This window comes from Pseudomonas sp. DSP3-2-3, assembly GCF_049898225.1.
Lineage (GTDB): Bacteria > Pseudomonadota > Gammaproteobacteria > Pseudomonadales > Pseudomonadaceae > Aquipseudomonas.
The window spans coordinates 74,886-93,251 of the sequence record NZ_JAFCXH010000014.1; the positions used below are offsets into that span (position 1 = coordinate 74,886).

Below are 18,366 nucleotides of genomic sequence, written 5' to 3' on the forward strand. Positions count from 1 at the left end.
GCGATATGACCCTCGAAACCCGATAAAAGTTACGGCAGGCGTGTTACTGCTGGGCGATCAGTTGCGAAATGGTCTCGCCGACGGTGCGCACGGCCGCCTCGACATCAGCCGTGGGCTTGGCGGCGTAGTTCATTCGCAGGCAATTGCGGTACTTGCCGGAGGCGGAAAAAATACTGCCCACCGCGATCTGTACGCCTTGGGGCAGCAATGCCCGATTCAGGCGCTGGGTATCGAAATCCTCGGCCAGCTCGACCCACAACATGAAGCTGCCCTGCGGCCGACTGACCCGCGTGCCCGCCGGGAAGTAACGCGCCACCCAGTCGATCATCAAGTCGCGGCTGCGCTGATACTGGCTGCGCATACGCCGCAGATGCGGTTCGTAATGCCCGCCCTGCAAAAACTCAGCAATCGCCAGTTGCGGTTGCGGCGCGGTGGAACCGGTGCTGATGTATTTCATGTGCAACACCCGCTCAAGGTAGCGCCCCGGTGCAACCCAACCAATGCGCAGCCCCGGCGCCAGCGTCTTGGAAAACGAACTGCACAGCAGCACCCGGCCATCTTCGTCGAAGGACTTGATGGTGCGTGGTCGCGGGTAGGTGTAGGACAGATCGCCATACACATCGTCTTCGATGATCGCTACGTCAAAGCGCTGGGCCAGAGTCAGCAGCGCCTTCTTGCGCGCTTCGGGCATGACGTAGCCCAAAGGATTGTTGCAGCTGGGCGTCAACTGTATGGCTTTGATCGGCCACTGCTCCAAGGCCAGCTCCAGTGCGTCGAGGCTGATCCCGGTCAGCGGATCGGTGGGGATTTCCAGGGCTTTCATGCCCAGGCCTTTGAGGGTCTGCATGGCGCCGAAGAAGCTCGGCGAGTCCACCGCCACGATATCGCCGGGATCACAGATGGCGCGGATGCTGGACGACAGCGCTTCATGGCAGCCGGTGGTGATCACCAGGTCATTGGCGGTGAGGTTGCAGCCCGAATCCAGCAGCAGACGCGCGACCTGCTCGCGAAGTGTCTGGGTGCCGTAGATGTTGTCGTAATACAGACCGGGCATGTCCTGCTTCCGGCTGATCCTTGCCATAGCCCGCAGCAAGGGCCGCAGCGTGGGGCTGGTCACGTCCGGCATGCCCCGTCCCAGTTGCTGGAGCTTGGGATCGGTCTTGGCGCGAATCAGCTCCAGCACCTGATCCCACTGGGAAATATCCACCGGCCGCTGCGCCGGACGACCGATCACCGGCAGCGCCGGAACCGTGCGGCTGGCGGGCACGAAATACCCGGACTTGGGTTTCGGCGCCGCGAGGCCGTTGTCTTCCAGCATTCGATACGCCTGCTGCACCGTGCTCAGGCTGACGCCATGTTCGACACTCAAGGCGCGCACTGAAGGCAGCCGGTCGCCAGGACGATAAAAACCGTTTTCAATCCGCGAGCCGAGTAATTCGGCGAGGTTGACGTAGAGGGTCATGGCGTAATTCCAGCTGCTAAAAAATGAAAACCATACAGATGCGTGAAAATTACAGCATTCAGGACGAGTTTGAAATCATCTGTATGCAAATTAATAGATTTGTTTGGATCTGTAACGGCTTGCCCCGCGCCGCCATCATGTAGCCACAGACAACGTGATGAGGGTTTGAACAATGAACGGGTTCAGTGATGTGCGGTTGGCGCTTTACAGCCAGGAACTGAGTGAAGGGCAAGCAGTTGTCATCAAGACAACTTGCGCACCCAAGCTGAGTCGCTGGGCACTGTATGGCCATCGCTGGACGTCACGCAAAGTGCTGCTGAACCTGACCATGGATGAATTGCAGGATATTGGCATCACGCCGGGGCAAGCAAGGACGGAAGGGTTGAAGCCGTTTTGGCGGGAGTGAGCAAGACTTGTGGGAGCGAGCTTGCTCGCGAATAGGCCAGCACTTTCAGCACATCTGCGCGAGAGGATGATCGACTTCGCGAGCAAGCTCGCTCCCACGGATTTAAAGAATTTCTTTGAACCGATGCCACAACATCCCCAATGCCAGTAGCGGCGAGCGCAAGTGTTTGCCGCCGGGGAAGGTCATGTGCGGGACTTTTGCGAACAAATCGAAGCCATCGCTGTGCTGCCCGGCGATGGCCTCGGCCAACAACTTGCCGGCCAGGTGCGTAGCGTTCAGACCATGCCCGGCATACGCCTGGGCGTAATACACATTGGGCTGATCGGGAAGCCTGCCAATTTGCGGCAGGCGGTTGGCGCCGATGCCGATCATCCCGCCCCATTGATAATCGATCTTCACTCCAGCCAGCTGCGGGAACACCTGAAGCATCTTGGGCTGCATATAAGCCGCGATGTCCTGTGGATCACGCCCGGAGTAATGACAGGCACCGCCGAACAGCAGACGGCGATCCGCCGAGAGGCGGAAGTAATCCACCGTGACGCGCTGGTCGCAGACCGCCATGTTTTGCGGCAACAGGTCATGGGCCTGAGCTTCGCTCAAGGGTTCGGAGGCAATGATGTAGCTGCCAGCGGCCAGGATTTTGCCGCTCAATTGCGGGTTGAGGTCGTTCAGGTAAGCATTGCAGGCCAGCACCAGAGTTTTGGCAGCGACCGAGCCTTGTGCGGTGTGTACTTTAACCTGCGGGCCGTATTCAATCCGGGTCACCGCTGAGTGTTCGAACAGCCGAACGCCCAATGCCTGCGCTGCAGCCGCTTCACCCAGCGCCAGGTTCAGCGGATGCAAATGTCCGGAACCCATGTCGATCATCCCGCCGACATAACGATCTGATCCCACCACGCTGTGCATTTCACTGGCTTGCAGCAATTGCAGATGATGGCGGTAACCGAGGCTGCGCAGCTCTTCGGCGTCTTCGGCCAGACTGACCAGATCGCGCGGTTTGTTGGCGAGATCGCAGTAACCCCAGGTCAAATCGCAGTCGATGGCGTAATGCTCGACCCGCTGGCGCACGATCTCCACGGCTTCCAGCCCCAGCAGTTTCAACTGGCGCACGCCGTCGTTGCCAATCACATTGGCGAACTGCTCAAGGCCATGGCCGACGCCACGAATCAACTGGCCGCCATTACGCCCGCTCGCGCCCCAACCGATCTTGCGCGCTTCGAGCAGCACGACGCTCAGGCCGCGCTCGGCCAGTTCGATGGCGGTGTTGAGCCCGGAAAACCCGCCGCCCACCACGCACACATCAGCCTGCAGCTCGCCCTGCAGCGGCGAATGATCCGCTTGCGGATGGCTGCTGGCGGCGTAATAAGAAGCGACGTGTTCAGCGGTCGCGGCAAAGGGTCGGGCGCGGGCGTCCATGGCGTGGGTTCCGTTGGCGGTATTTGAAAAACTTCACGGAGGATAAGCCGCAGGTTCCGACGCGGGCAAGGATCGGTCCGACGGCGCTGTCCTGAGGTGGGCAACTGAGGCAGAATCGCGCCCATTCACACGGGGTCATCCAGCCAATGAGTTGCAACAGTCAGAAAATCCGCTCGCTGCGTCAGCAGATTCCGTCTTTCGAGTGCGTTCCTGGCTGCCATGACTGCTGCGGGCCGGTGACGACGTCGCCGGAAGAAATGTCCCGCTTGCCGCGCAAGACGGCAGCCGAGCAGGAAGCGGCCATGGATGAACTCAACTGCGTGCATCTGGGCCCCAACGGCTGCACCGTCTACGACGAACGCCCGCTGATCTGTCGCCTGTTCGGCACCACGCCGACGCTGCCATGCCCCAACGGCCGCCGCCCCGTGGAGATGATCCACCCGCGGGTCGAGAAGCAGATTCATGCGTATATGGCTTCGACGCGGCAGGTTTTGGTGTAGTGCGCCCATCAACATGAACCCTGTGGGAGCGAGCTTGCTCGCGAAGGCAATGCAGCGGTAAGGATGGGTAGTGGTTGCACCGGCCTCTTCGCGAGCAAGCTCGCTCCCACAAAATATCCATTGCGTATCGACATCACTCCGCAATCGGCAAATTCAGACTCTCCTTTACCTCTTCCATCACGATATAACTCTTGGACTCGCGCACATGGGGGAGTTTGAGGAGGATGTCGCCCAGCAGCTTGCGGTACGACGCCATTTCCGAAATCCGCGCCTTGACCAGGTAATCGAAGTCGCCTGACACCAGATGGCATTCCAGTACATGGGGCAGTTTCAGCACGGCGCGGCGGAATTCTTCGAAGGTGTCGCCGGATTTGTAATCCAGGCTGATCTCGACGAAAACCAGCAGGCTGGCTTTGAGTGCCTGCGGGTTGAGCCGGGCGTTGTAGCCCATGATGATGCCTTCACGTTCCAGCCTGCGGACCCGCTCCGTGCAAGGCGTGGTGGACAAACCGACGCGTTCGCCCAGCTCGGTGAACGAAATCCGGCCATCGGCTTGAAGGATGCGCAGAATGTTGCGATCGATCTTGTCCAGCTCACGTTTTGACTGATGTTCTGTACGCAAGGGAAACCCCCTCTATCAAAGCGTTCTTTACCGAGAATTTCCGCCGAATATAGGCGTTTATATGGTGAAAAGCACTGCCAGATGCTGCATATACTGCCCACATCCTTGCTTAAAACTTCAAAACGTCAGCGGATATCCGCGATGAGGTCATCGACATGCGCGTTCTGGTCCTTGGTAGTGGTGTGATCGGTACGACAAGTGCCTATTATCTGGCGCGTGCAGGTTTCGAGGTCACGGTTGTCGACCGTCAGCCTGCTGCCGCCATGGAAACCAGTTTCGCCAACGCCGGCCAGGTTTCGCCGGGTTATGCGTCGCCCTGGGCGGCACCTGGCGTGCCGCTCAAGGCCATCAAATGGCTGCTGGAACGCCATGCGCCTCTGGCGATCAAGGCCACTGCCGATATCGATCAGTACCTGTGGATGGCGCAAATGCTGCGCAACTGCACAGCCAGCCGTTATGCGATCAATAAAGAGCGCATGGTGCGCCTGTCCGAATACAGCCGCGATTGTCTTGATGAACTGCGCGCCGAAACCGGCATCGCCTACGAAGGCCGCACGCTGGGCACCACCCAATTGTTCCGCACCCAGGCGCAGCTGGATAACGCTGCCAAGGACATTGCCGTACTCGAACAGTCCGGCGTACCTTACGAATTGCTCGACCGCGCCGGCATCGCCCGGGTCGAACCGGCCTTGGCCAGCGTGACCAATATCCTCGCCGGTGCATTGCGCCTGCCCAATGACCAGACAGGCGATTGCCAGCTGTTCACCACCCGTCTCGCCGAGATGGCGGTGAACCTGGGCGTCGAGTTCCGCTTCAATCAGTCCATCGAGCGCATCGATTTTGCCGGTAACCGCGTCAATGGCGTGTGGATCGATGGCAAGCTGGAAACGGCTGATCGCTACGTGCTGGCGCTGGGCAGTTATTCGCCGCAGTTGCTCAAGCCGCTGGGCATCAAGGCGCCGGTTTATCCGCTCAAGGGTTACTCGCTGACCGTGCCGATCACCAATCCGGCCATGGCGCCGACGTCGACGATTCTCGACGAGACCTACAAGGTCGCGATCACCCGTTTCGACAACCGCATCCGCGTCGGCGGCATGGCGGAAATCGCCGGTTTCGATCTGTCGCTCAATCCTCGTCGGCGCGAAACGCTGGAGATGATCGTTGGCGACCTCTATCCTCAAGGCGGTGATCTGACCCAGGCCAGTTTCTGGACGGGCCTGCGTCCGACCACGCCGGACGGCACGCCGATTGTCGGCGCCACGCCGTTCAGCAACCTGTTTCTCAATACCGGCCACGGCACACTGGGCTGGACAATGGCCTGTGGTTCGGGCCGTTTGCTGGCCGATCTGATCTCGCGCAAAACGCCGCAGATCAGTGCCGAAGGCCTGAATATTTATCGTTACGGCAATACCAAGGAGATCGCCCAACATGTCAATCCAGCGCCAGCTCACTAACGAGCGCATGAGCCAGGTCGTGGTCAACAACGGCACCGTGTATCTGTCCGGTCAAGTGGGCGACGATATGACCGCCGGGATCGAGCAGCAGACCCGCGAGACGCTCAACAGCATCGAGCGCTTGCTGGATCTGGCCGGCACTGACAAAAGCCGCATCCTGTCAGTGACGATCTACCTTAAAGACATCGACGCCCACTTCGCCGGCATGAACAGCGTGTGGGACACCTGGCTGCCAAAAGGCGTTGCGCCAGCGCGTGCCACGGTTGAAGCCAAACTGTGCGAGCCGGAAATTCTGGTGGAGTTGTCAGTGATTGCCGCGTTGCCGTAAACAACAAATCCGCTGGAGCGGGGCTTGCCCGCAAATCGGCCGTAGGAGCGACTTTAGTCGCGAAGGCGTGAATTGCCTTCCCGGCTAAAGCCGGTCCCACACCAAGCCTCCAACAATCCTAACCTACCTATCAGAACCCCATCATGCGTCCAGCTCGCGCCTTAATCGATCTTCAAGCCCTGCGTCACAACTACCGGCTCGCCCGCCAGGCCACGGGAGCCAAGGCGCTCGCGGTGATCAAGGCCGATGCTTATGGTCATGGCGCGGTACAAGTCGCCCAGGCCCTGGAGGCCGAGGCCAACGGTTTCGCCGTGGCTTGCATCGAAGAAGCGCTGGAACTGCGCGAAGCGGGGATTCGCGCGCCGATCCTGCTGCTGGAAGGCTTTTTCGAGGCCGATGAACTGGCGCTGATCGTCGAGCATGATTTCTGGTGTGTGGTGCATTCGTTGTGGCAACTTGAAGCCATCGAACAGGCCAGCTTGCGCAAGCCGATCACTGCCTGGCTCAAGCTGGATTCGGGCATGCACCGCGTTGGCCTGCACCCCAAGGATTTCCGGGCCGCTTATCAGCGCCTGCTGGCCAGCGGCAAAGTGGCGAAGATCGTCCTGATGAGTCACTTCGCCCGCGCTGACGAACTGGACAATCCGTGCAGTCAGGACCAATTGGCGGTGTTCGAAGCCGCACGCCAGGGTTTGGCCGCCGAAATCAGCCTGCGCAATTCACCGGCCGTGCTTGGCTGGCCGAATATGCCCAGCGACTGGATTCGCCCCGGCATCATGCTCTACGGCGCGACACCCTTCGATCAGCCGCAGGTGCTGGCCGATCAGTTACAGCCGGTCATGACCCTGGAATCGAAAGTGATCTGCGTGCGCGAGTTGCCAGCCGGTGAACCGGTCGGTTACGGCGCGGCATTTATCACCGAGCGCGCCAGTCGTGTCGGCGTGGTCGCCATGGGTTATGCCGACGGCTATCCGCGCGAGGCGCCCACCGGCACGCCGGTCTGGATTGACGGCCAGCCGAGCCAACTGTTGGGTCGGGTGTCCATGGACATGCTGTGCGTCGATCTGACCCATTTGCCCCAGGCCGGGCTGGGCAGTCGCGTCGAGCTGTGGGGCAAGAACGTTCTGGCCAGTGATGTGGCCGCCCGCGCCGGAACCATCCCCTATCGGATTTTCTGCAACCTGCGCCGGGTGCCAAGGCTCTATCAGAACGCCTGATGCCCCGTGGGACCGGCTTCAGCCGGGAAAGCAGAAACACAATGCCACTGAATGTGCCGGCCTATTTCCCGGCTAAAGCCGGTCCCACGAAGCCGCTAGTCTCCTCAGTCAGTCCCTTGCCCGTCGAAGTGTTGTAAATACTGAACGCTGTTGCCATCATGGCGTTCATCTCGACCTTACCAGACTGAATCAGGAGGACTGCCGCATTGGACGTCGGTGAACGACTGCAATCCATTCGTAAACTCAAGGGCCTGTCCCAGCGCGAACTCGCCAAGCGAGCCGGCGTGACCAACAGCACTATTTCCATGATCGAAAAAAACAGCGTAAGCCCATCGATCAGTTCCCTGCGGAAAGTGCTCGGCGGTATTCCGATGTCCATGGTGGAGTTCTTTTCCGAAGAGCTTGAGCAAGAAAATCCGACGCAAGTGGTTTACAAGGCCAGCGAGCTGATCGATATCTCGGACGGCGCGGTCACCATGAAACTGGTGGGCAAGGCGCACCCGAGCCGCTCAATCGCATTCCTCAACGAAATTTATCCGCCGGGTGCCGATACCGGCATCGAGATGCTGGTTCATGAAGGTGAAGAAACCGGCATCCTCGTCGAAGGACGACTGGAACTGGTGGTCGGCCTGGATACGTATATTCTCGAAGCAGGCGACAGCTACTATTTCGAGAGCACCAAACCGCATCGTTTTCGCAATCCGTTTGATGTTCCGGCGCGACTAATCAGCGCAGCTACACCGGCCAATTTCTAAGATGAGCACGCGGATCGCCCCGTAGCTACGGGGCAGCGACAAATGCGCCGGAAACGCTAGACTGTCAGGGAATAACCCTTCTTGTTATAAGGGTGTTTCGGACTGACAGGCTAAACGCTATACTTGCGCCCGCCTGCTAAACCGTGGCTGCGGGCGTGAATAGTCACCATGAGGGTGTAAGCGTGAACCTAACTAATAAGATTCTGGCAGTTGCTGCTACGTTGACTTTTTGGGCGTTCTCCGCTCAGGCAGCAACCAATGACGAAATCGCTAAACGGCTGGAGCCGGTGGGCCAGGTTTGCGTTCAGGGCAAGGAATGCGCAGGGATGGAAGTCGTGGCTTCAGCGGGTGGCGCCGGTGGTGCCAAGTCGCCGGATGACGTGATCGCCAAACACTGCAATGCGTGTCACGGCACCGGTCTGCTGAACTCGCCGAAAATCGGTGACGCTGCAGCCTGGAAAACCCGCGCCGACAAAGAGGGCGGTGTTGACGGCCTGCTGGCCAAGGCCATTACCGGCATCAATTCCATGCCGCCAAAAGGCACCTGCGCCGACTGCTCGGATGACGATCTCAAAGGCGCCATCCAGAAGATGTCCGGGCTGAAATAAGCTGGCATCAGCAACGTCGCAAATACCGTGGGAGCTTGCTTGCGGAGGCAGCATTTCAGCCAACAAAAAATGTTGGCGGAATGAGCATCGCGAGCAAGCTCGCTCCCACAACAGTTCGTGTCTGCAGCGACGCCTTCCCGGATAAATCCGGTCCTACCAGATGACCGCATTTCACTTGTGGGAGCAAGCTTGCTTGCGAAGGCGTCCGGGAAGCTTGCAAAGATGTCGAACGGGCAAATGTCTTCGCGAGCAAGCTCGCTCCCACACAAGCCATCTCCCACAAGTTGTCAGTCAGTCCGGAATAGCCCGCGAAGTGCTGTTTTGCGCTCCGCCATCGGCAATCCTCCCAAGCGTTCCACCTCCGCATAAAACGCCGTCCAATCCCCATTGACCTGTTTGAACAGCGCTGCAAACGCCGGCACCCATTGGTCATAAAGTCCGAAGGGCAGCAGCTTGGCGTTGTTCAGCGGTGCATTGATCCACGCGTCATAGCGCTTGTCGCCAGCCCATTGGGTATCACGCAGTGCGCGGTAATTTTTGCGCAGCAATTCGAATTCCGCCGCTTTGCCTTCGCGCATCTGCTCAGCATTCAAGGTCTGGCTGTAGAGCCGCTTCAGGCGTTCCCGTGTGTCGAGCACCAACTGCGTGAACTGATCGCGCTGCCTGGATTGCGACAGGCGCTCGGCAGGCAAGCCTCGTGCGGCGCGCCATTGGCGAGTGCCTTCCTGTTCGACAAAGCTGGCGAAAGACTCATTGAACTCGCTGTCGTCCTTCACGTAGAACTGCTGATGCGCCAGCTCATGGAAGATCAAGGTCGCCAGGCGTTCATCACCCCAGCCCAGCATTGAGCTGAGGATCGGATCGTCAAACCAGCCCAGAGTCGAATAAGCCTCGACACCGCTGACGTACACATCCTGCCCGGCCTGACGCTGCAACGCCGCCGCGCCGCGGGCCTCGCCGACGCTGTAATAGCCGCGATACGCCACACATCCGGCAATCGGGAAGCAATGGGTGACCGGTTCCAGCGAGAACTCGCCCGTGGCGAACACATTCCACACTACGTACGGGCGGCCCAGGTCGGCATAAAGGCGATAGCTGCGATTGTCCGGCAGGCGTAACTGACGGCTGGCGAAGGTCCGGGCTTCCTGCGACTGCTCCAGCATCTGGCGCAGACGCGGGCTGCGCGTCGGATCGGCAATGACTTGCGTCACCGGCTGCCTGGCGCGCAGCAACTGCAACTGACCGCTCACCAGCTGGTCGTAATAATTGACGCTGGAACAGCCGCCGAGCAACAGGAATGCCATTAACGGCAAGCTGCGCGTCAGGTGGGAAAGGGTAATACTGGGCATGGACCGCCTCAACATTCGAAACATCACGCGTTATGCCGGACAGCACTGCCGTTGCGCAACTATCATCGCTGTCCGTCCATACGGAGCCAACCATGCGCAACCTTTCGATCATCCTCGCCCTGACCGCCTTGACCGCATGTGCCGGACCCATGCCAGCGGTGGACCCGCAACAAGCCTGGGTCGATATGCGCACCATCACCGGCAAGATGGTGATGGCCGATAAAGTCGACGGCGTCACCACCTATGACGGTCGCTACTTCCAGGTTTCGCCCGGTAGCCACGAGCTTCAAGTGCGCTATGACTACGAAATCAATTACGGCGGTTTCAGCGCGATGAGCGACGATTTAACGGAGCTGACCTGTTACATCGACCTGAAATACGACCACTTCGCGGCGGGGCAACGCTACATGATCGAGGTGCGCTCGATGCACAATTCCATCACTGCCTGGCTGTTCGACGCGCAGCGCAATGAGCTGGTCGAGCAAGAGGAAGCACACTGCATCTAGCGATCATTTTTCTGATAGATGATTTTTTTCGTGCCGTTGTCGCACGTACCGACGACCATATTCTGATCATGGACTTCGTCATTGCTGACGATTTCCAAAGTGTAGGAATTGACGTTGTTGGCCTGGATCTTGGCTTCGATCTCGGCCTTCAGCTCTTCGCATGATTTAGGTGCAGCCAGGACGCCGGTGGCCATTACTGTCCCTATCACGGCTAATGCAAAACGTTTCATGCTCGACTCCTTCGATACGGTCCGCAGCGGGACATCAGGCAGATTACCGCGCCAGCGCTGCAGTGATTCATAGACCTCAACGCACCCGTGCAAGTTCGTTCTACGTTGGTCGCGCGGGTCGAACTTCTGGGCGCAAGGTCTATCAGAGCGGGACGACCATCCGACAGCGAGTAGTAATGAATTCTTCTTTTATCCAGTGGGTTATCCAATATAAAGACGCTCTGACGGTCATGATCAGCATCGGTACGCTGATCGTCTGGGTCATGTACGCACAGTTACTGCTGAACAATTACCGCCGCCAGCGCAGGCCGCGCATCATCATCAATCGTGGCGCTGGCAAAGGCATCGGTTCGCTGTGCCTGATCAGCAACATGAGCGCCGAACCGATCTTCATCAATCAAATCGTGCTGCTGCTCGACACCAATCAGGGCCGGCTGTGCTGCGACGTCACCGATATCCGCGAAGAGAGCAAAGGCGAGATTGATCAGGATCTGGTCCTGCATAACGCAACGCGCCAAGGCCCGCTCGGAACGGGGGATTTCACTCATATCGGCACGTTCGGTGCCTTGATTCAACGCCTGGCCACGCTTCACGCAATCCCGATGACCGGCCATTTACCAGGCGACGACTGGACCTTTTCCGGTCTGGAAATTCGGGTCATTGCCTTCTATGGCTCGGACGAGGACCCCGTCGGTGCATCACGAACGTTCCGCTTGGGTGAAGCCGGTGAAGGCGGCTGCGAGTTGGCCGCTCACATGCGCGAGAGCCGCCAGTACACGTCCTGGGGACAGCGTCGGGAAGTGCGACGTCACTGGATGATGGACGTCGAGGGATAAAAAATGACCCGGTCGGCTTAGCTGAGCGGGTCATCGAGTGCTACGGAGCCAATCAGCTGATCAACGTCGCGTCCAACGTGATTTTGGCGTTCAGGACTTTGGAAACCGGGCAGCCTTCTTTAGCCATGGCGGTCAGTTTGTCGAACTGCTCCTGAGTCGCGCCCGGCACTTTGGCCTTGAGGGTCAGGTGTACCGCAGTGATGGCGAAGCCGCCGTCGACCTGGTCGAGGGTCACGTCAGCGGTGGTGTCGATGCTTTCTGCGGTCAGGTTTTCGCCGCCGAGGATCATCGAGAGCGCCATGGAGAAGCAGCCCGCGTGAGCTGCGCCGATCAATTCTTCAGGGTTGGTGCCTTTGCCGCCTTCGAAACGGGCTTTGAAGCCATATGGGGCTTCGCGCAGAACACCGGTTTCAGTCGAGATGCTGCCGATACCGGTTTTCAGGTCACCTTCCCAATGGGCGGATGCTTTCTTGACGATGCTCATGATGTCTCCTCATGGATGCGTGCGAGGTTTCGCACATGGACGAAGGTTCTGAGGATAGCTGGCTTTATAAAGTTCAACGTAGAGGAAAAACCTAGCTATTTAGTAGGATATTTCCTGTCTGGGCATTGAATCTGGAGCATATGCCCTCATTTTCATTCACAGCTGTGGGCTTTTGGTCATCTGCGTCCCATGGGCCAGGCCTGCAAAACCACTGATGAGGAGATGTAGCGGCCTATGAAACGTCTTGCCGATGTAAAAATCTCAGTCCTGGATCTGGTGCCCGTGCGCCACGATAAAGGCCCCGCAGAATCCCTGCGCAACTCGCTGGATCTGGCGCAACACGTCGAAAAACTCGGTTACAACCGCTTCTGGGTGGCCGAGCACCACAACATGGATGGCATCGCCAGTTCCGCAACCGCCGTGTTGCTGGGCTATCTGGCGGGCGGCACCTCGACGATTCGTGTCGGCGCTGGTGGCATCATGCTTCCCAACCACGCGCCACTGGTGATTGCCGAACAGTTTGGCACCTTGGCGAGCCTGTATCCCGGCCGCATCGATCTGGGCCTTGGCCGCGCGCCGGGTTCCGATCAGCAGACCGCACGCGCCCTGCGTCGGGAACGCTCCGGCAGCGCCGATGACTTCCCGGAAGACGTTAGCGAACTGATGGCTTTCCTTGGCCCGCGCACGCCGGATCAACGCGTAATCGCGGTACCGGGTTCTGGCACCAATGTGCCGATCTGGTTGCTGGGTTCGAGTCTGTTCAGCGCGCAACTTGCCGGGCAGCGCGGTTTGCCGTACGCCTTCGCCTCGCACTTCGCCCCGCGTTACATGCACGAAGCGATTCGCGTCTATCGCAATCACTTCCAGCCTTCGGCGGTACTCGACAAGCCGTACGTGATGCTCGGGATTCCCTTGGCCGCCGCCGACACCGATGAACACGCCGAATACCTGGCGACCTCGGTGTATCAACGCATCCTGGCGCTGATGCGCGGCCAGTCGCTGATGCAGCGTCCACCAGTAAAGAGCATGGAAGGCCTGTGGCTGCCCCATGAACGCGAAGCAGTGGGTGATTTCCTCGGTCTGGCGATGGTCGGCGGCCCGGAAAAAATCCGCGCCAAGCTGGATGTGCTGCTGGAACAGACCGATGCGGATGAGCTGATCTTCACCTGCGACATGTACGATCACGCCGATCGGTTGCGCTCGTATGAAATCCTTGCGGAGACTGCACGCGGCTGACAGCCCTATTGGAGCGAGGCTCGCCCGCGAAGGCGGTGGTTCTGACCCGGAAAATTTAGAGGCTGTTCCGGCCTCTTCGCGGGCAAGCCTCGCTCCCACGGGTTACTGCATAAAAAAACCGACTTCAACGAGTCGGTTTTTTTGTGTTCCGCAATCTGATCAGCCGCGCTGATACACGATTTCCCTGGCGCCGCCATCACAGCTGCCGACAACTTTCTTGTCGGTCACGCTGCCTTTTTCGACGACTTCAAGCGTGTAGGACGTAGCGCCGTTTGCTTTGATCTTTGCGTCGATTTCCGCTTTCACGTCATCGCATGGCTTACCGGCAGCCATTGTGGTGCCAGCAATGCTCAACAGACCTACCGCCAACAGTAACTTCTTCATTGGTCTCACTCCTTCGTCAGCCAAAACAGGTCGCTTCAGCACAGTACACAGCACCTGGAAGGACCTGAACACATTAGCCACGCCAACGATTTCGCGACAGCGGGCGGAGCTTATGGCATTGCGCCAGCGTAAAAGTTCAGGCCGGATCAGCTATTGACGATGCGAAAGCCGACTTTGATGGTGACCTGGTAGTGAGCGACCTTGCCGCCCTCGATGTGACCACGGGTTTCCAGGACTTCAAACCACTCCAGGTGCTGAAGGCTTTTGCTTGCCTCGGCCAGAGCGTTGTTGATCGCGTCTTCGATAGTGGTGGTCGACGAGCCAACCAGCTCGATCTTCTTATACGTGTGGTGATCAGTCATGGCAGTTCTCCGAAAAGGGTCAATACGAGCGTAGCAGTGATCACGCTCCATACCTCTGTGGGGAATTTCTGCGGAAAAGTTCAGCGAATTCCGAAAACAGCACCGCACTTTCTGAAAGCGCTGTAGTCGGAAACAACACACGCCACTCACCTTGCAGGAGAAACACCATGGCTAGTAATTCACTCAGTAAAGCCTCGTTGAAAAGCATGGAAGCGGAAATCGAAAGTCTGCTCAAGTCCCTCGAAAGCCTGAAATCGGATGCTTCGGACGAGTCGCGCAGAACGCTGAAAAGCCTGAAAGCCAACGCGGAAAGTGCCTTGAGCCATTCGCGCAGCCTGCTCAGCGACGTGTACGAAGACGTCAAGGTCAAGACTCGCGAAACCAGCGTTGCGACCCGTGACTACGCTCAAGAACACCCATGGACTACCGCTGGCGTAGCCGTTGGTGCAGTTGGCCTGCTGGCCGCTTACCTGCTGTGCAAACGCGGTAACTGATCGGTCGTTATTGCGGGTTCCCCGAACGCCTCAGCTCATTTTTTAGCCACTTCGCTAGTGATTGAGCGCGCCCGTCAACGGCACGTTTGGGGACCCACAACGCCAGTTGCGCCGGGGTTTCGCTGAAACCCCACGGCGCGACCAGGCGTCCCGCCTTAAGGTCATCTGCAACCAACGGTTCAGGTGCAATCGCAACACCCAGGCCCGCAACGGCCGCCTCAAGCAAATAATACAAATGCTCAAACCCTTGCCCATATCGCAGCGTTTGCGGATCGATGCCGTTTTGCTGCGCCCAGCTGGGCCAGGCTTGCGGGCGCGACGTGGTCTGCAGCAAAGTTTCGTCGAGCAACACCTTGGCCGGCGCATCCTGCAAGCGTTCAAAGTGGGCGAAGCGCGGACTCAATACCGGACCAATCCGCTCGCTGGCCAGCTCGAAGACCTGCATGTCCGCCGGCCATGGCGGTTCGGCGAAAATCAGCAGCGCATCGAGCCCGGGACGACGCGGATCGAGATCGCCTTCCCCGGCCGACAAATGCAGCCGCAGGTCCGGCAGCTCGGCGTTCAGTCGTCCGAGCCTGGGGATGAACCACCGCGCCAGCAAGCTTCCCGAACAGCCCAGCACGAACGGCGCGTCCGCTCCACCCTGGCTTAATTCAGCGCAAACACTGCGCAGGCGGTCGAAGGCATCACTGCTGGCGTCGCGCAGTCGAATTCCGGCATCTGTGAGTTTCAGGCCACGCCCGTCCTTGATAAACAGCACCACGCCCAAGTGCTCTTCGAGGACTTTCAACTGGCGGCTGACTGCGCCGTGCGTGACGTGCAGCTGTTCAGCCGCCTGACTGACGCTGTTCAGACGGGCTGTCGCTTCGAAAGCGCGCAGGGCGTTGAGGGGAGGAAGATCGCGGCTCATGGTATCTGTGAGTTTTCCTGACAGGTTACGTCGATCTTATCGGTTTTCATCCGGGCTGGCGCTGGTTAAAGTGTGTTCATTGCCGATTCGGCTCCCTCATTCGCTCAACGACCTGGAGGTCCCATGACCCAGTCCAAATTCAGCGCTGGCCCAGATGCAAACGGCCTGTTCGGCTCCTTCGGCGGCCGCTACGTTGCAGAAACCCTGATGCCGCTGGTTCTCGATCTGAACCGCGAATACGAAGCCGCCAAGGCCGACCCTGAATTCCTTGAGCAGCTGGCCTACTTTCAGCGCGATTACATCGGTCGCCCGAACCCGCTGTATTTCGCCGAGCGCCTGACCGAGTTCTGCGGCGGCGCGAAAATCTACTTCAAGCGCGAAGAGCTCAATCACACCGGCGCGCACAAGATCAATAACTGCATCGGCCAGGTTCTGCTCGCCATGCGCATGGGCAAAAAACGCCTGATCGCTGAAACCGGCGCAGGCATGCACGGCGTGGCGACTGCCACCGTTGCGGCGCGTTTCGGTTTGCCGTGCGTGATCTACATGGGCGCCACCGACATCGAGCGCCAACAGGCCAACGTGTTCCGCATGAAGCTGCTGGGCGCCGAAATCGTCCCGGTGACCTCCGGTACCGGAACCCTGAAAGACGCGATGAACGAAGCGCTGCGCGACTGGGTAACCAACGTCGATGACACCTTTTACCTGATCGGCACCGTCGCCGGTCCGCACCCGTACCCGGCCATGGTCCGCGACTTCCAGTCGATCATCGGTAAGGAAACCAAAGTGCAGATGCAGGAGAAGGAAGGCCGCCTGCCGGACAGTCTCATTGCTTGCGTCGGTGGCGGTTCCAACGCCATGGGCCTGTTTCATCCGTTCCTCGATGACGCCAGCGTGGAAATCGTCGGCGTGGAAGCCGGCGGTCACGGTGTGGACACCGACAAGCACGCCGCCAGCCTGAACGGCGGTGTTCCCGGCGTGCTGCACGGCAACCGCACCTATCTGCTGCAAGACACCGACGGCCAGATCACCGACGCGCATTCCATTTCCGCCGGTCTGGACTACCCAGGCATCGGCCCGGAACACGCGTTCCTGCATGAAGTGAAGCGTGTCGAATACGTCAGCATCACCGATGAAGAAGCGCTCGAAGCCTTCCATCATTGCTGCCTGCTCGAAGGCATTATCCCGGCGCTGGAAACCGCCCACGCGCTGGCTGAAGCCATGAAGCGCGCCACCAACCTGCGCGACGATCACCTGATGGTGGTGTGCCTGTCCGGCCGTGGCGATAAAGACATGCAAACCGTCATGAATCACATGGCCGCCGCTGAAAAGAATCAGGAGATCCTGGCATGAGCCGCCTCGAACAACGTTTTGCCCAGCTGAAAACCGAAGGCCGCGCCGCCCTGGTGACGTTCATCACCGCTGGGGATCCTGGCTATGACACTTCGCTGAAAATCCTCAAGGGTTTGCCAGCGGCAGGCGCTGACGTGATCGAGCTGGGCATGCCCTTCACCGATCCGATGGCGGACGGTGTTGCCATTCAGCTCGCCACGCTGCGCGCTCTGGATGCCGGGCAAACACTGCCGAGAACCCTGAAGATGGTTGAAGAATTCCGCATCGACGATCAGACCACGCCAATCGTGCTGATGGGTTATTACAACCCGATCCACCGGTTTGGCGTTGAGGCCTTTGTCGCCGCAGCCAGGCAAGCGGGCGTTGATGGCTTGATCATCGTTGACCTGCCACCTGAGCATGACGCTGAACTGGCCACTCCGGCGCAGGCATCCGGCATCGACTTCATTCGTCTGACCACGCCAACCACCGACGACGTGCGCCTGCCGCGCGTGCTGGAGCGCAGCTCCGGTTTCGTCTACTACGTGTCGGTTGCCGGTGTGACGGGCGCGGGCTCGGCCACCACGCAACACGTCGAAGGCGCCATCGAACGTCTGCATCGCCATACCAGTCTGCCGATTTGCGTCGGTTTCGGTATCCGCACGCCCGAGCAAGCCGCCGCAATCGCGCGCCTGGCAGACGGTGTTGTGGTCGGTTCGGCACTGGTTGATCAAATCGCCAACGCCGCTTCACCGGAGCAGGCGGTGGACGGCGTATTGAGCTTGTGCGCCGCGCTGTCGCAAGGCGTGCGTAACGCTCGAATCAGCTAAAGGTAAAGTTCCTGATACAAAGGAATCAACGCCTGGGCGCAGGTTCCAAGTAGTTAGGCAAAGGGGTTCAAGGCTGATGTCTTGAACCCCTTTTTGCTGACTTGAATTATCCAGGAGCTACACATGAAACTGCCGAACCGTTTGATTGCAGGGCTGGGCATCTTGATGATCAGCGCCAGTCCGCTGTTGCAAGCAGCGCCGCAAGATCAGCGCGGTGACCATGACGATAACCGTCCGGGCCAGCAACAAGGCCAGGGTCCGCAGAACAATGGCGGACACGATCAGGGCAACGGCAAAAACAATGGCCGCGGTAACGATAACCGTCCGCAGCAGCAAGCCCATCAGGACAACCGTGGCGGCAATCGCCCGCCCGAGAATTTTGATGACGTGCGCCACACCATTCAGCAACACCGCGACGTGATCGGCCGTGGCAAGCCGCTGCCGCCGAACATCCACGTGGTCAAAGGCCATCGCCTGCCGCCAGGCTACGGCAAACGCCTCGACGCGCGTTCGCTGCAACACCTGCCGCATTACGAAGGCTACGAATGGCGCCGCACCGGCACCGATATCGTGCTGATCGCCGTGGGTACCGGGATTGTCTATGCGATTCTGGACGGTGTTCTTAACTGATCATCTGAGGCCTCT

General features: G+C 59.2%; 23 protein-coding genes. 14 read left to right on the plus strand and 9 right to left on the minus strand.

Features of this window, described 5'->3' with window-relative positions; translation table 11 throughout:
* Nucleotides 1-43: 43 nt before the first annotated feature.
* Nucleotides 44-1,462: a PLP-dependent aminotransferase family protein gene (locus tag ACP7E4_RS17340; RefSeq protein ID WP_426116650.1), complete on the minus strand. Its 1,419-nt coding sequence runs from the start codon at nt 1,460-1,462 to the stop codon at nt 44-46.
* 172 nt (nt 1,463-1,634) lie between these two features.
* On the opposite strand from ACP7E4_RS17340, the gene ACP7E4_RS17345 reads away from it, so the two are divergent.
* Nucleotides 1,635-1,868 (plus strand): DUF1127 domain-containing protein, encoded by a 234-nt coding sequence (locus ACP7E4_RS17345; protein WP_426116648.1) that lies wholly within the window; start codon nt 1,635-1,637, stop codon nt 1,866-1,868.
* 102 nt (nt 1,869-1,970) lie between these two features.
* Here the strand turns inward: ACP7E4_RS17345 and ACP7E4_RS17350 are convergent, their stop codons facing one another.
* Nucleotides 1,971-3,284, minus strand: coding sequence for an FAD-dependent oxidoreductase (locus ACP7E4_RS17350; RefSeq protein WP_426116646.1), 1,314 nt, complete (start codon nt 3,282-3,284; stop codon nt 1,971-1,973).
* A gap of 146 nt (nt 3,285-3,430) precedes the next feature.
* On the opposite strand from ACP7E4_RS17350, the gene ACP7E4_RS17355 reads away from it, so the two are divergent.
* Nucleotides 3,431-3,784, plus strand: coding sequence for a YkgJ family cysteine cluster protein (locus tag ACP7E4_RS17355; protein ID WP_426116644.1), 354 nt, complete (start codon nt 3,431-3,433; stop codon nt 3,782-3,784).
* A 133-nt stretch (nt 3,785-3,917) separates the two neighbouring features.
* Here the strand turns inward: ACP7E4_RS17355 and ACP7E4_RS17360 are convergent, their stop codons facing one another.
* Complete coding sequence (locus ACP7E4_RS17360) at nt 3,918-4,406, minus strand: Lrp/AsnC ligand binding domain-containing protein (protein ID WP_020291984.1); 489 nt, start codon at nt 4,404-4,406, stop codon at nt 3,918-3,920.
* A 155-nt stretch (nt 4,407-4,561) separates the two neighbouring features.
* Between ACP7E4_RS17360 and dadA the strand changes: the two genes are divergently transcribed.
* The 5 genes from dadA (at nt 4,562) to ACP7E4_RS17385 (ending at nt 8,768) form a co-directional block, all read left to right on the plus strand.
* On the plus strand, nt 4,562-5,860 hold the full coding sequence (dadA, locus tag ACP7E4_RS17365) for a D-amino acid dehydrogenase (protein WP_426116642.1): 1,299 nt from the start codon (nt 4,562-4,564) through the stop codon (nt 5,858-5,860).
* Entirely contained in the window at nt 5,835-6,188 is a 354-nt protein-coding gene (locus ACP7E4_RS17370) for a RidA family protein (RefSeq protein WP_426116640.1), read from the plus strand. Before dadA ends, ACP7E4_RS17370 begins: the two co-directional genes overlap by 26 nt.
* 143 nt (nt 6,189-6,331) lie before the next feature.
* Nucleotides 6,332-7,405, plus strand: a complete 1,074-nt coding sequence (alr, locus tag ACP7E4_RS17375) for an alanine racemase (protein ID WP_426116638.1) — start codon at nt 6,332-6,334, stop codon at nt 7,403-7,405.
* Nucleotides 7,406-7,611: 206 nt separating this feature from the next.
* Nucleotides 7,612-8,160, plus strand: a complete 549-nt coding sequence (locus tag ACP7E4_RS17380; RefSeq protein WP_065832805.1) for a cupin domain-containing protein — start codon at nt 7,612-7,614, stop codon at nt 8,158-8,160.
* A gap of 182 nt (nt 8,161-8,342) precedes the next feature.
* A complete protein-coding gene (locus ACP7E4_RS17385; protein ID WP_426116636.1) occupies nt 8,343-8,768 on the plus strand; it encodes a c-type cytochrome in 426 nt (141 codons plus the stop codon).
* Between the two features lie 287 nt (nt 8,769-9,055).
* On the opposite strand, the gene ACP7E4_RS17390 is transcribed toward ACP7E4_RS17385, so the two are convergent.
* A complete protein-coding gene (locus tag ACP7E4_RS17390) occupies nt 9,056-10,117 on the minus strand; it encodes an aminopeptidase (RefSeq protein WP_426116634.1) in 1,062 nt (353 codons plus the stop codon).
* A gap of 92 nt (nt 10,118-10,209) precedes the next feature.
* Between ACP7E4_RS17390 and ACP7E4_RS17395 the strand changes: the two genes are divergently transcribed.
* The gene (locus ACP7E4_RS17395; protein WP_426116632.1) at nt 10,210-10,623 is read left to right on the plus strand and encodes a hypothetical protein; all 414 of its coding nucleotides are present in this window, start codon (nt 10,210-10,212) and stop codon (nt 10,621-10,623) included.
* Here the strand turns inward: ACP7E4_RS17395 and ACP7E4_RS17400 are convergent.
* A complete protein-coding gene (locus ACP7E4_RS17400; RefSeq protein WP_426116630.1) occupies nt 10,620-10,853 on the minus strand; it encodes a DUF1161 domain-containing protein in 234 nt (77 codons plus the stop codon). The two genes, ACP7E4_RS17395 and ACP7E4_RS17400, sit on opposite strands and share 4 nt — an antisense overlap.
* A gap of 176 nt (nt 10,854-11,029) precedes the next feature.
* Between ACP7E4_RS17400 and ACP7E4_RS17405 the strand changes: the two genes are divergently transcribed.
* Nucleotides 11,030-11,689: a hypothetical protein gene (locus ACP7E4_RS17405; RefSeq protein WP_426116628.1), complete on the plus strand. Its 660-nt coding sequence runs from the start codon at nt 11,030-11,032 to the stop codon at nt 11,687-11,689.
* Nucleotides 11,690-11,741: 52 nt separating this feature from the next.
* Here ACP7E4_RS17405 and ACP7E4_RS17410 read toward each other — a convergent pair whose 3' ends face one another.
* Nucleotides 11,742-12,173 carry an OsmC family protein gene (locus ACP7E4_RS17410; protein WP_426116626.1) on the minus strand — a complete coding sequence of 144 codons (432 nt, stop codon included), beginning with the start codon at nt 12,171-12,173 and terminating at the stop codon, nt 11,742-11,744.
* A 234-nt stretch (nt 12,174-12,407) separates the two neighbouring features.
* Between ACP7E4_RS17410 and ACP7E4_RS17415 the strand changes: the two genes are divergently transcribed.
* Entirely contained in the window at nt 12,408-13,409 is a 1,002-nt protein-coding gene (locus tag ACP7E4_RS17415; RefSeq protein WP_426116624.1) for an LLM class flavin-dependent oxidoreductase, read from the plus strand.
* A 159-nt stretch (nt 13,410-13,568) separates the two neighbouring features.
* Here the strand turns inward: ACP7E4_RS17415 and ACP7E4_RS17420 are convergent, their stop codons facing one another.
* Together ACP7E4_RS17420 and ACP7E4_RS17425 are read right to left on the minus strand one after the other, a co-directional pair.
* Complete coding sequence (locus tag ACP7E4_RS17420) at nt 13,569-13,793, minus strand: DUF1161 domain-containing protein (protein ID WP_426116622.1); 225 nt, start codon at nt 13,791-13,793, stop codon at nt 13,569-13,571.
* 146 nt (nt 13,794-13,939) lie between these two features.
* The gene (locus ACP7E4_RS17425) at nt 13,940-14,155 is read right to left on the minus strand and encodes a dodecin (RefSeq protein WP_065832798.1); all 216 of its coding nucleotides are present in this window, start codon (nt 14,153-14,155) and stop codon (nt 13,940-13,942) included.
* Between the two features lie 167 nt (nt 14,156-14,322).
* On the opposite strand from ACP7E4_RS17425, the gene ACP7E4_RS17430 reads away from it, so the two are divergent.
* Nucleotides 14,323-14,649, plus strand: a complete 327-nt coding sequence (locus tag ACP7E4_RS17430; protein ID WP_020291998.1) for a DUF883 family protein — start codon at nt 14,323-14,325, stop codon at nt 14,647-14,649.
* A 7-nt stretch (nt 14,650-14,656) separates the two neighbouring features.
* Here the strand turns inward: ACP7E4_RS17430 and ACP7E4_RS17435 are convergent, their stop codons facing one another.
* The gene (locus tag ACP7E4_RS17435; protein WP_426116620.1) at nt 14,657-15,559 is read right to left on the minus strand and encodes a LysR family transcriptional regulator; all 903 of its coding nucleotides are present in this window, start codon (nt 15,557-15,559) and stop codon (nt 14,657-14,659) included.
* Nucleotides 15,560-15,682: 123 nt separating this feature from the next.
* On the opposite strand from ACP7E4_RS17435, the gene trpB reads away from it, so the two are divergent.
* From trpB to ACP7E4_RS17450, 3 genes are all read left to right on the plus strand, one after another.
* Nucleotides 15,683-16,912 carry a tryptophan synthase subunit beta gene (gene trpB, locus ACP7E4_RS17440; protein ID WP_426116618.1) on the plus strand — a complete coding sequence of 410 codons (1,230 nt, stop codon included), beginning with the start codon at nt 15,683-15,685 and terminating at the stop codon, nt 16,910-16,912.
* Nucleotides 16,909-17,721 (plus strand): tryptophan synthase subunit alpha, encoded by an 813-nt coding sequence (gene trpA, locus ACP7E4_RS17445; RefSeq protein ID WP_426116616.1) that lies wholly within the window; start codon nt 16,909-16,911, stop codon nt 17,719-17,721. Before trpB ends, trpA begins: the two co-directional genes overlap by 4 nt.
* A 123-nt stretch (nt 17,722-17,844) precedes the next feature.
* The gene (locus tag ACP7E4_RS17450; RefSeq protein ID WP_426116614.1) at nt 17,845-18,351 is read left to right on the plus strand and encodes an anti-virulence regulator CigR family protein; all 507 of its coding nucleotides are present in this window, start codon (nt 17,845-17,847) and stop codon (nt 18,349-18,351) included.
* The last annotated feature ends 15 nt before the right edge of the window (nt 18,352-18,366 follow it).